Raw genomic sequence first — 14056 nt, forward strand, 5'->3', positions numbered from 1 at the left:
CGTCATTGCTGAACGTCATGGGCCGAGCCCATAGCGGCGGTTTATCTGTATGCTCAAGCGACGGAATAACGGTCGATCACCCAGAGCCACAAACCGTCGCTTTGCCGCCGTCCAACTTCGCCGGTTAAGTCCCCATCGGGAAGACGGGGGTGGCTGCCGTTCGTCGGCTCATGAGATTAGTAGGCGGCGAGGCCAGACCATGCCCAGTTCTTCTCAGGCAAAAACTGCGCAGAGGTTCAGCCTCATCGTTCGAGGCAGATCGCCACGCCCTGGCCGCCGCCGATGCAGAGTGAGGCCAGGCCTTTGCGGGCGTTGCACCTCGTCATCTCGTGGAGCAGCGTCACCACGATGCGGCAGCCGGATCCGGCCAGCGGATGGCCGAGAGCGATGGCGCCGCCACTGATGTTGATGATCTCCTCGTTCCAGCCCATCTCGCGATTGACCGCGATCGCCTGCGCGGCGAAGGCTTCGTTGATCTCCATGACGTCGAGGTCGGACGTCCGCCAGCCGGCCTTCTGCAGCGCAAGGCGTGACGCCGCGACGGGGCCCAGCCCCATATCCATCGGCTCGACACCCGCCGAGGCATAGGACGCGATGCGGGCGAGGGGCTTTAGCCCGAGTTCGTTCATCCGTGTCTCCGCCATCACCAGCACGGCGGCGGCACCATCGTTGAGGCCGGAGGAGTTGCCGGCCGTGATTGTCCCCTCTAGCTCGAAGACCGGCTTAAGCCGGCCAAGCCCTTCGAGGGTGGTCGAGGGGTTTGGATGCTCGTCGCGGTCGACGACGACATCGCCTTGCCTGGTCTTTACGGAGACTGGCACAATCTCATCGTCGAACCTTGCCGAACGGATGGCGGCGTCGGCTTTCTCCTGTGAACGCAGCGCGAAGCGGTCCTGCTCATCGCGCGTGATCTGGTAGCGCCGCGCCAGCGACTCGACCGTGACGCCCATATGGACCTGATGGAAGGCGTCCCACAGCCCGTCGGTTACCATCGAATCCTTGACGACCCGGTCGCCCATGCGCACGCCGCCGCGAACGCCTGGAATGAAGTGCGGCGCCGATGTCATCGAATCCTGTCCGCCGGCAATCACGCAATCGGCGTCGCCGCAGCGAATTGCCTGCGCGGCGAGATGGATCGACTTCTGGCCGGCGCCACACACCTTGTTGACCGTCATGGCGGGGACGTTAACCGGCAGGCCGGCCTTGAGCGATGCCTGTCTTGCCGGGTTCTGCCCGGCGCCGCCGGTCAGCACCTGGCCCATGATCACTTCGCTGACGGCTCCTGGCGCAAGCCCGGTTCCGGCCAGCATCGCCTGAATGAGCTGCCCGCCCAATTCCGCCGCCGAAAGGCTGGCGAGCGCGCCGTTGAGCTTGCCGATCGGCGTGCGTTTGGCCGCCACGATATACACCGCATCCTGCAATTTCCTGTCCTCCATCTGTACGGCAGTCGGGCTGTGTTCGCCGCTTGACATTCTGGTTATAACCAATAATCTGAAAACAACATGCAGACAAGATGACGGCTTCGTGCCGGCCTGCATTCCGGGAGGAAATTCATGTCATCCGTGCTTTGGGCGCCGGCGCCGGCCGCGTTCGAATCGTCCAATCTTGCGCGCTTTTGCCGGGCCAACGGCTTCGACCCGCGCGACTACGAAACGCTGCATCGCTGGTCGGTCAGCGACCCCGGCGCGTTCTGGCGGGCGGTGTGGGACTTTGGCCGCGTGATCGGCGATCCCGGCGCGATCTCTTTCCTGCGCGACGGTCAGGCGCCGATGACGCAGAGCCGATTCTTCCCCGACGCATCACTCAATCTCGCGGAAAACCTGCTGCGGGGCGACGGTGATCGGGCCGCGATCATCGAGGCCGACGAGAGCGGCCATTTCCGCACCTTCACCCTTGGCGAGTTGCGCCGGCGCGTCGCCAGGACGGCGCAAGGCCTGCGCGCGGCCGGCGTGGCGAGGGGCGACAGCGTCGGCGGCATCCTGCCCAACCGTGTCGAAGGTCTCGTGGCGCTGCTGGCGACGCTGTCGATCGGCGCTGTCTGGTCGTCCTGCTCTCCGGATTTCGGCGCCGCGGCGATCGTCGACCGCCTCGGCCAGATCGGCGTCAAGGTGCTCTTTGCCGCGCCGCGCTATCATTACGCGGGCAAGGAACACGACATCTCCGAGCGGTTGGCCGAGATCGTCGTCGCGATGCCGACTGTGACCACGCTGGTGTTGACCGGTGAGCCGGGCGCTAAGCCCGACTGCACGGCGGCCTGTCTCGACTTCGACGATTTCGGCAGCGACGGTACGCTCGCCTTTGAACGCGTGCCCTTCGACCATCCGGCCTATGTGCTCTACACCTCGGGTACCACGGGTGCGCCGAAGGCGATCGTCCACCGCACCGGCGGCGTGCTGCTCCAGCATCTGAAGGAGCATCTGCTGCATGGCGATGTCCGCCCCGGCGACGTCATGAGCTGGTACACCAACACGGCCTGGATGATGTATCACTGGCTGATCTCGGGCCTCGCCTGCGGCGCGACCGTGGTGCTCTATGACGGCGCGCCGATCCTGAAGACCGCCGAGGGCCTCGACCCCAGTCCGCTGTGGACAATGGCGCAGCGTGCACGCGTCACGCATTTCGGCACCAGCCCGAAATATCTGGCGACGCTGGCCGCCGAAGGCTACGCGCCGGGACGTCTGCACGACCTGTCCTCGCTACGCTCCTTGCTCTCGGCCGGTGCGCCGGTCTCGCCCGGCCAGTTCGACTGGGTCTACGCGCATGTGAAGCAGGACATGATCTTTGCCTCGATCTCGGGCGGCACCGAGATCATCGGCTGTTTCCTGCTCGGTTCGCCGATCCATCCGGTTCGCCGTGGCGAACTGACTGTGAAAGGGCTGGGCCTTGCGGTGGCTGTCATGGACGAGCGCAACGCGCCGGTCATCGGCCGGCAAGGCGATCTGGTCTGCACCGAACCGTTCCCGTCCATGCCGCTGACCTTCTGGGGCAAGGACGGCGACACGCGCTACCACGCCACGTATTTCGCGGCACGCCCGGAAATCTGGACGCATGGCGATGTCGCGGAGATGACCGCGCATGGCTCGGGGATCATCCATGGCCGATCGGACACGACGCTGAAGCCCGGCGGCGTGCGCATCGGCACGGCCGAGATCTATGCCGCCTGCGAGACCTTCGCCGAGATCGAGGATTGCCTGGTGTTCGGCGCGCCGGTCGAAGGCGACGAGGAGATCGTGCTTTGCGTCAAGCTGAATGACGGCTTTGATCTGACGCCTGAGTTCGCCGCCCAGATCCGCCGCGCCATTCGGGAAGGAGCATCGCCGCGCCACGTGCCACATCGCATCCATGCTGTAAAGGCCGTGCCCTACACGCTCAACGGCAAGAGGGTGGAAGGCGCGGCGCGAACGACGCTTGAAGGCAAGCCGGTGAAGAATATGGCTTCGCTGGCCAACCCCGCATGCCTCGAGGAATACCGCGCGCTCGACAGGAGCAGAGCGGCATGAGCCGGGCCAAGGGGGCGATCGTCGGCATCGGCGAGTTGAAACCGCAGCGCCTGACCAGCGGCGTGACGACGCTGGAGATGATCGCCGAGGTCTCGCGCCTGGCAGTGTTCGATGCCGGGCTGGAGCCGGCTGCGATCGATGGGCTGCTGGTCGGGCCGCAGGTCGGCGAGACGCCGCAGCATGTTCCGGCAACGATCGCCGAATATCTCGGCCTGGCGCCGACCATGGCCAATGTCGTCGACCTGGGCGGCGCTTCGGGGGCAGGGATGGTCTGGCGCGCGGCTGCGGCGATCGAGGCCGGCATGTGCGAGACAGTGCTGTGCGTGCTCGCCAACAACCGCGAGGCGGCGGCACCCCGCTCGCCCAACCGCAATCCGATCCGCGAGTTCGACGTGCCGTTCGGCGCCTCGGGCGCCAACATCTCCTATGCGCTGCTGATGCAGGCGCATATGGCAGAGCATGGCTCGACCGCCAGGGATTTCGCGCTGATCGCCGCCGCGGCGCGCGCCAATGCGCAGCTCAACCCCGACGCCATCTTCTTCGGCAAGCCGGCGGATGTGGACGCCGTGCTGGCGTCGCCGATGGTCGCCTCGCCATTGCATCTATACGAGATCGTCATGCCGGTCGCCGGCGGCGAGGCGGTGATCGTCACCTCGGCCGAACGTGCGCGCACGCTGCCCGGAAGACCCGTGCATCTGCTCGGCGCCGGCGAGAAGGTCACGCATCGCGCGGTCAGCCAGGCGCCCAGTCTCACCTCCGGTCCGCTGAAGAGCGCCATGGCCCGGGCCTTCGCGCAGTCCGGCACCGACGCCAATCAGATGAATCTTCTCTCGCTCTACGACTGCTACACGATCATGGTCGCCACGACGATCGAGGATGCCGGCCTCTGCGCCCCCGGCCAGTTCGGCGCGTGGCTGCGCGACCATAATCTTTCGCACCAAGGCGACAAGCCGCTCAACACCCACGGCGGTCAGCTCGGCTTCGGCCAGCCGGATCTTGCCGGCGGCATGACGCATGTCGTCGAGGCGGTGCGCCAATTGCGCGGCAAGGCGGGCGAGCGCCAGATCGACAAGGCCGAGCTGGCACTGGTCACCGGGAACGGCGCGACGATGAGCGAGGCGACCGCGCTCGTGCTGGGAGCCGCCTGATGTCCGTCGATCTCAACACATTGAAAACCCCCGCTCCGACGATCACCGCGCTGACCCAGCCATTCTGGGACGCGGCGGCGCAAGGGCGGCTGAAAATCCAGCACTGCGAGGACTGCGGCAAGGCGGTGTTCTACCCGCGCCCGATGTGCCCGCATTGTTGGAGCAAGCGCCTCGTCTGGAAGGAGGCGTCGGGCAGGGGCCAGCTGAAATCCTTTTCCCTAGTACACAAGCCGGGGCATCCCGGCTGGCTGCCGGTGGCACCTTATGTGGTTGGGCTGGTCGAACTGGCCGAGGGCCCGACCATGCTGAGTTTCATCTTGCCGGGCATGCGATCGCCTGGGGTTGGGGACGCGCTCTTGCTCGCGCCGACAGCCATAGGCGGCCGTGTCCTGCCGGCCTTCAAACCAGTCGAAACCGCAACAGAGGAGAAGCCGAAATGAGCACCGAGACGAAAGACGGCTGGGCAGGCGTGGTGAAGGGCCGTCCGCAGGTCGGCGCCTTTGCCGAACGCACGCGCCGCACGCGCATCAGCGACATCGAAGCCTTCACCGACATCACCGGCGACCGCAATCCGCTGCACTATGACCGCGCGCTGGCCGAGAAATCGGTGTTCGGCAAGCTGATCGTCCAAGGCGGCGTCACCTCGGGCATCCTCAATGCGCTGGTCGCCGAGGATCTGCCGGGACCCGGCACGGTGTTCCTCGAGGTCGCCTGGAAGTTCGTCAAGGCGGTTGGCGTCGACGAGGAGATCACCGGACGGGTCGAGGTCAAGGAGGTCCGCCCCGACAAGCCGATCTGCAAGATCGAGACCAGCGTGCGCAACGGCCAGGGCGAGCTTTGTCTCACCGGCACGGCGACGGTGTTCACCGTGCCGCTGCAAGGCGTATGAACACGGTGGGCGACAGCCGGCTTGGCGTGGCGGCCGACCGCGAACGCTGGCGCGTTCTGTCGCTGCTTTGCCTGGCGGTCGTCCTGTCGCTGACCACCTGGTTTTCGGCGACCGCCATCCTGCCCGAGCTGAAGCAGGAGCTTGCGCTCGGCCCTGGCGCCGAGGCCTGGTTGACCAATGGCGTTCAGGTCGGCTTCGTGATCGGCGCGCTGGCGGCGAGCCTGGTCAACCTTCCCGACCTGGTGCGGCTCGGTCGTCTCATGGCGGCGGCGGCAATGGTTGCCGCGCTCGCCAACGCCAGCCTGCTGTTCCACCCCGATCCGGGCGGCGCCATCGCCGCGCGCATCGTTACCGGCGCGGCACTCGCCGGCGTCTATCCCCCGGCCCTGAAGCTTGTCGCGACCTGGTTCACGCGCGACAGGGGACTGGCGCTCGGCGCGGTCATCGGCGCGCTGACCATCGGCTCGGCGCTGCCGCATCTCTTCCGCGCCGCCTCAAGCGCGCTCGACTGGCGGCCGGTGGTCGCCGCCGCCAGCCTGGCGACGGCCATCGGCGCGCTGCTGTTCCTGCTGTTTGCCAAGGAAGGGCCCTATCCCTTCGGCAAGGCGGTGTTCGAGCCGGCGCGCATCGGCCAGGTGTTTCGTGAAAAGCCGCTGCTGCTGGCCAATCTCGGCTATCTCGGCCATATGTGGGAACTCTACGCCATGTGGGCGTGGCTGCTTGCCTACACGCGCGCCGCTTTCGAAGCGCAGGCGATCGGAACAGCCGCCGCCGCTTCGCTGTCGACCTTCTTCGTCGTCGCCTCCGGCATCCTGGGATGCCTGCTCGGAGGCTATCTTTCGGACCGCATCGGCCGAACGGCGACCACAGCCGGCATGATGATCGTCTCGGGAAGCTGCGCCCTGCTGATGGGCTTTCTGTTCACCGGGCCGCTCTGGCTGTTCATGCTGGTGGCCGTTGTCTGGGGCATTTCGGTGATCGGCGATTCCGCGCAGTTCTCCGCCGCCATCACCGAGCTTGCCGACCGCCGCTTTGTCGGCACGGCGCTCTCGGTGCAACTCGGCGCCGGTTTCGCGCTGACAGTGCTCGCCATCTGGCTGACACCGCACTTTGCCGACCTCATCGGCGGCTGGCGCTGGGCCTTCCTGCTGCTCGTTCCCGGGCCGCTTCTCGGGGCCGCGGCCATGCTGTGGTTGCGAAACTTGCCGGAGAGCGTGAATATGGCTGGCGGCCTCCGTTAGGGAGGATGCTGCCGCTCCTTGAGTCGCGGCAAATGATTTTGCGGCGGGACCGAATGGAACAAACGACCAGAATGCGTGGGCGTCCTCGCTACGACCAGGAAGATGCCGGAGCCGCCGAGGCGTTCCGCTCGATCGGCTCCAAGGTCGAGCTCAACCGCGACGAGGCGGCTCCGCTGTGGGTGCAATTGCGCAACCAGGTCGAGGAAGCCATCAACACCGGCCTGCTGGCGGCCAATTCGCGCATCCCTTCCGAGCAGGCCCTGTGCGATTTCTTCGGCGTCTCGCGTCCGGTCGTGCGCGCCGCGATCGGCTCGCTATCCAGCGAGGGCCGCATCATCAAGATGCCGCGCAAGGGCATGTTCGTCGCCGCACCGCGCGAGCATGTCGACTTCATGACGGCCAATCTCGGCGTGTTCGACGACCTGACGGCGAAAGGCCACAAGGTCTCGACGCGCACGCTCGAAATCTACCGCTGCCCGCCGAACGAGAAGGAATCCAGCGTCTTCGGCATTCCCGCCAATGGCAGCGTGGTCCGCATCAGCCGCGTCTACATGACCGACGGCGCGCCGATCACCATGACGCGCATCAGCCTGCCGGGGCACCGGGTGCCCGGTCTCGAAAACATCCTGTCGGAGAACCAGTCGATTTTCGGCACCATCCGCGCGGTGTTCGGCCTGACGGTGAAGCGCGCCGACCGCTGGCTGCGCGCGGCCTTGCCCACCAAGGAAGAGGCCGAGCAGATGGGCGTTGCCGCCAACACCCCGCTGATCGAGATCGAGTCGATTGCCTATGACGCGGATGGCGCGGCGCTCGAATATTACGAGGCCTTCTACAACTCTTCCGTCGCCCGCATCCACATGGCGGTCGAGCAGCCGTCGGCGACGGTGAACGGTGTCGATCGCACCTGAATCACGTCCATGAAAAAGAATCCGTTTTCTGGTTATAACCAGATTGACGGACCCGGGAAGCTTCTGTAACGTCCTTGTCGTGGGGCCGGGAGGAGCCTGACCCCGGAGGCATTATCAGGATCGATCGGCTTGCGACGCCGCCTTGGCGGCGAGGGGAAGATTTTGCCCGCGTGCAAGCCCTTGGTCCGATGGAGGATTTGCGTGGATTACCGGTCGCAATTCGACCTGACGGGCGAGGTTGCCGTCGTCACCGGCGGCGCCAGCGGCATCGGCTTGGAAGCCGCCAAGGCGCTTGGTACTTGCGGCGCGCGCATCGTCCTTCTCGACATGAATACGCAAGGGCTGAAAGCCGCCGCCGACGAACTCATGGCGGCCGGTGTCGCCAGCGTCGACGGCCGCGTGCTGGACGTCACCGATCCGCAAGCCGTCGAAGCAATGGCCGCTCGAATCGTCAGCGATTTCGGCCAGGTCGACATACTGGTCAACAGCGCCGGCATCGCCCGCCTCAACGCCGCGCTCGACACATCGGACGAAGAATGGCGCCTGGTGATGGACGTCAACGTCAACGGCGTCTACTGGGTCTCGCGCGCCTTCGGCCGCTCGATGGTCGCACGCAACAAGGGCTCGATCGTCAATCTCGGTTCGATGTCGGGCCTGATCATCAACCGTCCGCAGACCGCGCCCTCCTACATGGTGAGCAAGGGCGCCGTGCACATGATGACCAAGGCGCTGGCCGTCGAATGGGCGAAATCGGGCGTTCGCGTCAACGCCCTGGCGCCGGGCTATGTCGGCACCGAGATGACGCTGAAAATGCGCGAGCGCCCGGAACTCTTCAACACCTGGATCGACATGACGCCGATGGGCCGGCTCGGCGAGCCGCACGAGATCGCCTCGGCGATCCTGTTTCTCGCCTCGCCTGCGTCGAGCTACGTCACTGGCGCGATCCTGTCGATCGATGGCGGCTACACGGCCTGGTGAAGGGCCGAGCAAGGATTGGAATATCGCATGACCGTTTCGGACCTAGAGGCACGCCAGGCAATCATCGATGCCTGCCTCAAGATGAACGCGCTGGGCATCAACCAGGGCACCTCAGGCAATGTCAGCCGACGCCATGGCGAGGGCATGCTGATCTCGCCGACCAGCACGCCTTACGAGACGCTGGTGCCCGAGGACATCGTCTTCATGGCCTGGGACGGCGAGGTCGACGGGCGCCTGCCGCCGTCGAGCGAATGGCGTTTCCATCTCGACATCATGAAGGCGCGGCCCGAGGTCAACGCGGTCGTCCATGCGCATCCAACCTTTTGCACGACCATCGCCATCATGGGCAGGAAGATACCGGCGATCCATTACATGGTGGCGGTCGCCGGCGGCAGCGACATTCGCTGCGCCCCTTACGCCACCTTCGGCACGGCCGAGCTTTCGGCGCATGCGGTGGAGGCGCTGCGCGACCGCAAGGCCTGCCTGCTCGCACAGCACGGCATGATCGCGGTCGGTTCCAGCCTCAGCCAGGCGATGTGGCTGGCGGTGGAGGTGGAAACGCTGGCGCGGCAGTATCACGGCGCCCTGCAGATCGGCGAGCCGCCGATCCTGTCCGAGGAGGAGATCGAAAACGTCATCAAGCGCATGGCCAGCTACGGCCTGCGCGACAAGGAGGCTGCTGCCTGAGCGGCGGCCATCTGGCGCAATCCTCCGGGAAGGCCCGGAGCGATCAACAAGGGAGGAAATGAAATGACCGGATCCATGAAAGGCCTCGTCAAGGCGCTCGCTTTGGGGTTGGCGGCGGCTTGCAGCCTGGCCGCCATCTCGGGCGCGAGTGCCGAGGAACTGTCGCTCAAGGGCAAGCGCATCGGCGTCTCCGCCATCGGAACGGATCACTATTGGGACCTGATGGCGTTCCGCGGCATCCAGGACCGCGTGAAGGAGCTCGGCGGCGAAGTGATCGCGCTCGACGCCGGCCGCAAGGACCAGCAGCAGATCGCGCAGTTGCAGACGCTCATCGCTCAGAAGCCCGACGCCATCATCGAGCAGCTCGGCAATCTGGAAGTGCTGAACCCGTGGCTGCAGAAGATCCGCGATGCCGGCATCCCGCTGTTCACGGTCGACACCGCGACGCCGCACGCCATCAACAACACCACGTCCAACAACTACAACATCGGCGCCGAGATCGCGCTGCAGATGGTCGCCGACATGGGCGGCAAGGGCAATGTGCTGGTCTTCAACGGCTTCTACAGCGTGCCGGTCTGCAAGATCCGCTACGACCAGCTGAAATATGTGCTGACCTCGTTCCCCGATGTGAAGATCGTCGAGCCGGAACTGCGCGACGTCATCCCGAACACCGTGCAGAGCGCCTATTCCAACGTCACCGATATGCTGACCAAGTCGCCCGAGAAGGGCTCGATCGGCGCGGTGTGGGCCTGCTGGGACGTACCGCAGATCGGCGCCACGCAGGCGGTCGAGGCCGCCGGCCGCAACGAGGTCAAGACCTACGGCATCGACGGCAGCCCGGAAGTCATCAAGATGGTGATGGATCCGAAGTCGTCGGCAGGCGCGGTGGCCGCGCAGCAGCCCTATGAGATCGGCAAGACATCGGTTGACAATGCCGCCAAATATCTTGCCGGCCAGAAGGTTGCGCCCTTCACCTTCGTACCGGCGGTGCTGATCAACAAGGAAAATGCCGCCGAAAAAGGAAAGCCGTTCCTCGACGCCGCCGAAAAAGCAGGCGTTAAATAGGCGGAACGAAACGGCGGGCAGCCATCTCCAGGGAAATGGCCGCCCGCCACCATCAACCAGGATTGACGGCCATGCAGACAGCAAAGCGTGAAATTGCTGTATCGATGACGGACATATCGAAGCGGTTCGGTCCAGTGCGGGCGCTGGAGAACGCGAACCTCGAGATCGCGCGCGGCTCGATCCTCGGCCTTGTCGGCCAGAACGGCGCCGGCAAGTCGACGATCATCAAGGTGCTGGCCGGCATCATCCGACCGGACAGCGGCACCATCGTCATCAATGGCGAGACCGTGACCTCGCTGTCGCCGGCAGCGGTGGAAAAGCTCGGCGTGCATTTCATCCATCAGGACAGGCTGCTGGTGCCGACCGCGACTGTCGGCGAGGCGGTGTTCCTCGGCCATGAAATCGGTCTCGGCCCGTTCGTCAGCCGCCGCGCCATGGAGCGCAAGGCGGCCGATCTGTTGAAGCGCTTCTTCGGCATGGAATTGCCGGCGGGAACCCTGGTCAAGGACCTGACCACGGCACAGCAGAAAGTGGTGCAGATCACGCGGGCGCTGGCGCAGAAAGCGTCCGTGCTGGTGCTCGACGAGCCGACCGCGGCGCTGGTCAAACGCGAGGTCGACAGCCTGTTCGATGTGCTGCGCCGACTGCGCGACGACGGCATCGCCGTGGTCTTCATTTCCCACTACATGCAGGAAATCGAAAAGCTGTGTGACCGCGTCACCGTGATGCGCAACGGCACCGATGTCGGTACGGTCGATCCGCGTGAGACATCGATCGACGAGATCATATCGATGATGATCGCCCGCGATGTCGGCGAGATGTTTCCCAAGCGTTCGGTCACGCTGGGCGCGCCGGTGCTCGAAGTCGCCAATCTGCGGCTCGGCGGCAGCTTCGAAAACATCGGCTTCAACGTTCGCGCCGGCGAGATCGTCGGCCTCACGGGCCTGCTCGGCTCGGGCGCCAAGGAAATCGTGCAGTGTCTGTTCGGCCTCAAGACCGCCGATGGCGGCCAGGTCAAGGTCGAGGGCAAGCAGCTGTCGCTGTCGACGCCGGTCAAGGCCGTGCGTGACGGCATCGCCATGCTGCCGGAGGATCGTCGCGCGCACGGCGTGGCGCTCGGCCTGTCGGTGCGCGAGAACATTTCGCTGGCGAGCCTGCGCCGTTATTCCAGAAGCGGACTGGTCAGCCGCAACAGTGAGAACCAGGCGGTCGACGGACTGATCAAGGAATTGTCGATCAAGACGCCGCATCGCGACGCGCTGGTGCGCGAACTCTCTGGCGGCAACCAGCAGAAGGTGGCGATCGCCAAATGGTTGAGCTGCCGGTCGCGGGTCTATGTGCTGGACGAGCCCACGGTGGCCGTCGATGTCGGCGCCAAGGTCGAGATCTACAATCTATTGAACCGGCTGGCGGGCGAGGGGGCGGCGATCCTGCTTCTGTCGTCGGACCTGCTCGAACTGGTCGGCGTCTGCGACCGGGTGCTGGTCGTCTATCGCGGCCGGCTGGCCGGTACCTTCTCCGGTGCGGCGATGAACAGCGATGCGTTGCTCGCGGCGTCATCGGGCGCGCGCTCCAACGCTGACGGGGTGGCAGCATGAGCGCGACAACTGTCCACGCCCAAGCCGACGTGTCCGACCAAACCAGCGCCACGGGCAAAAGTGCCGGACGGCGCTTCGCCACCCTCGTCGTGCGGCTCGGCGCGATTGCCGCCTTCGCCGCGATCATGGCCTATTTCGTCGTCTTTGCGCCGGGCTTCACATCGACCTTCAACCTGATCAACGTCGTCGAGCAGTCGGCGATCCTGGGTGTGCTCGCCTATGGCATGACTTCCGTCATCATCGGCGGCGGCTCCGATGTCACCGAAGGCGGCATCGACCTGTCGATCGCCGCCAATATGGGGCTGTGCGCCGCCGTCTACGCCACGCTGCTGTCGATGGGCTATGGCGACGTCCTTTCGGCGCTGGCGGCCATCGCCGTCGGCATGGCGGTTGGCGCGCTGAACGCCCTTGCCGTGGTCGGTCTCGGCATCCTGCCGCTGCTGGCGACACTTGCCGTGCTCAACGTAGCCGCCGGCATGGAACTCACGCTCACCCAGAACACGGTCGTCGGCGCATCCTCCCCGCTGCTCGGCTTCCTGGTTTCCGGGGCCTTTCTTGGCATCTCGGCGCTGGCCTGGGCGCTGATCCTGTTCTCCGCCCTCGTCATCGCCATCTTTCACTACACCTCGTTCGGGCTCAGGCTTTACGCGGTTGGTGGCCATCCGGAAGCAGCGCGCGCGGCCGGTCTCAGCGTGCCCTTCTACGTGTCCTTCACCTATGTGCTGAGCGGCTTCTGCGCGGCGGTGGCAAGCGTCCTCACCGTTTCGCGGCTCTCGGCCAGCACGCCCGGTTCCGGCGAACTGCTTTTGTCGGTGCTGGCGGCGGCGTTACTCGGCACCGTCTTTTCCCGCCGCTTCGTTCCGACCATGGGCGGCACGCTGCTCAGCGTGCTGTTCATCGGCCTGCTCGCCAACGGCTTCCAGTTGCTCAACGTCTCCAGCTACTGGGTCAACGGCGTGCAGGGCGCGCTGATCCTGCTGGTGGTGGCCATCACATCCTTTGCCCGCGGCTCGGAGGGTTCACGATGAGCGTCTCGGCAAATGACAGTCCCAAGATGAGCCTGCGCGCCTTCCTTGCCAAATACAGCGTGCTCATCGCCTTCGCGGCGATCGTCATCTTCTTCGCTGTGGCGAGCCCGACCTTCCTGACGCCGGCGAACCTCTTCAACGTGCTGGTCAACAATGTCGTCATGCTGGCGATCGTGGCGCTCGGGCTCACCATCGTCATCTCGTCCGGCGGCATCGATCTTTCCGTCGGCGTGTCCGTTGACATGGCCAGCATGGTCTTCGTGATGCTCTTGGCTGCCGGTTACAGCGGCGTGGTCGGCGTCGGTGGCGGCCTGGGTGCTGCCCTGGTCGTCGGTATCCTCAACGCCATCCTCATCACCAGGCTCAACATCAGCCCGTTCCTGGCAACGCTTGGCGTGCTGTTCATCGGCCAGAGCACACAACAGCTCGCCACCAGCGGCGGCCAGCCAATCTACCTCACCAGCGGCTATGCCAGCGACCAGTTCAACGCCATTGCCCGCACCGCTTTGTTCGGCGTGCCGACGCCGGTGATCGTGCTGGTCGTCTCGGCCATCGCGGTCCACGTCCTGCTGCACCGCTCTGTCTTCGGTCGCTATGTGCAGGCGATGGGCGCGCAGCCGGGCGTCGCCTGGTATTCCGGCATCCGCGTGCCGCGCGAGTTGTCGATGGTGCATGTGCTGTGCGCGCTGCTGGCGGGCGTCACCGGCATCCTGCTGTCGGCAACGGTCAAGTCCTACGTGCCGCTGTCCGGCAACGCCTTCCTGCTCGATGCCATCGGCGCCACCTTCATCGGCACGACGCTGAGCCGCGAGCGCAAGCCTTCGGTGATCGGCACGCTGCTCGGTGTCCTACTGCTTGCCATCGTCAAGAACGGGCTGCTGCTCGTTGGCTGGAACTTCTACTGGCAGCAGGTCGGCATCGGCGTGTTGGTCTTCCTGGTGCTGGCCGTGAGCTTCGGCCTTCGCCGCGCCACCCATTGAGTTCGACCACCCATTGAGTTCGAAAGGTCAGCCA

At 65.4% G+C, this 14056-nt stretch carries 13 protein-coding genes; 12 read left to right on the forward strand and 1 reads right to left on the reverse strand.

All coding sequences use genetic code 11. The annotated features are described in order from the left end of the window. Positions 1-242 precede the first annotated feature (242 nt). Positions 243-1421: an acetyl-CoA C-acetyltransferase gene (locus tag EB230_RS20275; protein ID WP_171883310.1), complete on the reverse strand. Its 1179-nt coding sequence runs from the start codon at positions 1419-1421 to the stop codon at positions 243-245. A gap of 132 nt (positions 1422-1553) precedes the next feature. Between EB230_RS20275 and EB230_RS20280 the strand changes: the two genes are divergently transcribed. The 12 genes from EB230_RS20280 to EB230_RS20335 all read left to right on the forward strand — a co-directional run bounded on the left by EB230_RS20280 (position 1554) and on the right by EB230_RS20335 (position 14022). Beyond that, on the forward strand, positions 1554-3500 hold the full coding sequence (locus tag EB230_RS20280; RefSeq protein WP_172373766.1) for an acetoacetate--CoA ligase: 1947 nt from the start codon (positions 1554-1556) through the stop codon (positions 3498-3500). After that, on the forward strand, positions 3497-4648 hold the full coding sequence (locus EB230_RS20285; RefSeq protein WP_056577108.1) for a thiolase family protein: 1152 nt from the start codon (positions 3497-3499) through the stop codon (positions 4646-4648). The genes EB230_RS20280 and EB230_RS20285 overlap by 4 nt, the downstream gene beginning before the upstream one ends. Next, positions 4648-5088: a zinc ribbon domain-containing protein gene (locus EB230_RS20290; RefSeq protein WP_056577111.1), complete on the forward strand. Its 441-nt coding sequence runs from the start codon at positions 4648-4650 to the stop codon at positions 5086-5088. The genes EB230_RS20285 and EB230_RS20290 overlap by 1 nt, the downstream gene beginning before the upstream one ends. Further along, entirely contained in the window at positions 5085-5537 is a 453-nt protein-coding gene (locus EB230_RS20295) for a MaoC family dehydratase (protein ID WP_056577114.1), read from the forward strand. The genes EB230_RS20290 and EB230_RS20295 overlap by 4 nt, the downstream gene beginning before the upstream one ends. Next, the gene (locus EB230_RS20300; RefSeq protein ID WP_056577117.1) at positions 5534-6778 is read left to right on the forward strand and encodes an MFS transporter; all 1245 of its coding nucleotides are present in this window, start codon (positions 5534-5536) and stop codon (positions 6776-6778) included. The genes EB230_RS20295 and EB230_RS20300 overlap by 4 nt, the downstream gene beginning before the upstream one ends. 71 nt (positions 6779-6849) lie before the next feature. Then, complete coding sequence (locus EB230_RS20305) at positions 6850-7686, forward strand: GntR family transcriptional regulator (RefSeq protein WP_056577120.1); 837 nt, start codon at positions 6850-6852, stop codon at positions 7684-7686. A gap of 201 nt (positions 7687-7887) precedes the next feature. Further along, on the forward strand, positions 7888-8664 hold the full coding sequence (locus EB230_RS20310) for an SDR family oxidoreductase (RefSeq protein WP_056577123.1): 777 nt from the start codon (positions 7888-7890) through the stop codon (positions 8662-8664). A 27-nt stretch (positions 8665-8691) separates the two neighbouring features. Continuing rightward, complete coding sequence (locus EB230_RS20315; protein WP_056577127.1) at positions 8692-9351, forward strand: L-fuculose-phosphate aldolase; 660 nt, start codon at positions 8692-8694, stop codon at positions 9349-9351. Positions 9352-9414: 63 nt separating this feature from the next. Further along, entirely contained in the window at positions 9415-10416 is a 1002-nt protein-coding gene (locus tag EB230_RS20320) for a sugar ABC transporter substrate-binding protein (protein WP_056577130.1), read from the forward strand. Between the two features lie 71 nt (positions 10417-10487). Continuing rightward, positions 10488-12014 carry a sugar ABC transporter ATP-binding protein gene (locus EB230_RS20325; protein ID WP_171883311.1) on the forward strand — a complete coding sequence of 509 codons (1527 nt, stop codon included), beginning with the start codon at positions 10488-10490 and terminating at the stop codon, positions 12012-12014. Next, the gene (locus tag EB230_RS20330) at positions 12011-13042 is read left to right on the forward strand and encodes an ABC transporter permease (RefSeq protein ID WP_056577136.1); all 1032 of its coding nucleotides are present in this window, start codon (positions 12011-12013) and stop codon (positions 13040-13042) included. The genes EB230_RS20325 and EB230_RS20330 overlap by 4 nt, the downstream gene beginning before the upstream one ends. Beyond that, complete coding sequence (locus EB230_RS20335; RefSeq protein WP_056577139.1) at positions 13039-14022, forward strand: ABC transporter permease; 984 nt, start codon at positions 13039-13041, stop codon at positions 14020-14022. The genes EB230_RS20330 and EB230_RS20335 overlap by 4 nt, the downstream gene beginning before the upstream one ends. Positions 14023-14056 lie beyond the last annotated feature (34 nt).

The organism is Mesorhizobium sp. NZP2234, from assembly GCF_013170765.1.
GTDB lineage: Bacteria > Pseudomonadota > Alphaproteobacteria > Rhizobiales > Rhizobiaceae > Mesorhizobium > Mesorhizobium loti_D.

Coding starts and splice junctions, on each gene's coding strand:
- EB230_RS20280 (WP_172373766.1), top strand. CDS start 1,554: ATGTCATCCGTGCTTTGGGCGCCGGCGCCGGCCGCGTTCGAATCGTCC.
- EB230_RS20285 (WP_056577108.1), top strand. CDS start 3,497: ATGAGCCGGGCCAAGGGGGCGATCGTCGGCATCGGCGAGTTGAAACCG.
- EB230_RS20290 (WP_056577111.1), top strand. CDS start 4,648: ATGTCCGTCGATCTCAACACATTGAAAACCCCCGCTCCGACGATCACC.
- EB230_RS20295 (WP_056577114.1), top strand. CDS start 5,085: ATGAGCACCGAGACGAAAGACGGCTGGGCAGGCGTGGTGAAGGGCCGT.
- EB230_RS20300 (WP_056577117.1), top strand. CDS start 5,534: ATGAACACGGTGGGCGACAGCCGGCTTGGCGTGGCGGCCGACCGCGAA.
- EB230_RS20305 (WP_056577120.1), top strand. CDS start 6,850: ATGCGTGGGCGTCCTCGCTACGACCAGGAAGATGCCGGAGCCGCCGAG.
- EB230_RS20315 (WP_056577127.1), top strand. CDS start 8,692: ATGACCGTTTCGGACCTAGAGGCACGCCAGGCAATCATCGATGCCTGC.
- EB230_RS20320 (WP_056577130.1), top strand. CDS start 9,415: ATGACCGGATCCATGAAAGGCCTCGTCAAGGCGCTCGCTTTGGGGTTG.
- EB230_RS20325 (WP_171883311.1), top strand. CDS start 10,488: ATGCAGACAGCAAAGCGTGAAATTGCTGTATCGATGACGGACATATCG.
- EB230_RS20330 (WP_056577136.1), top strand. CDS start 12,011: ATGAGCGCGACAACTGTCCACGCCCAAGCCGACGTGTCCGACCAAACC.
- EB230_RS20335 (WP_056577139.1), top strand. CDS start 13,039: ATGAGCGTCTCGGCAAATGACAGTCCCAAGATGAGCCTGCGCGCCTTC.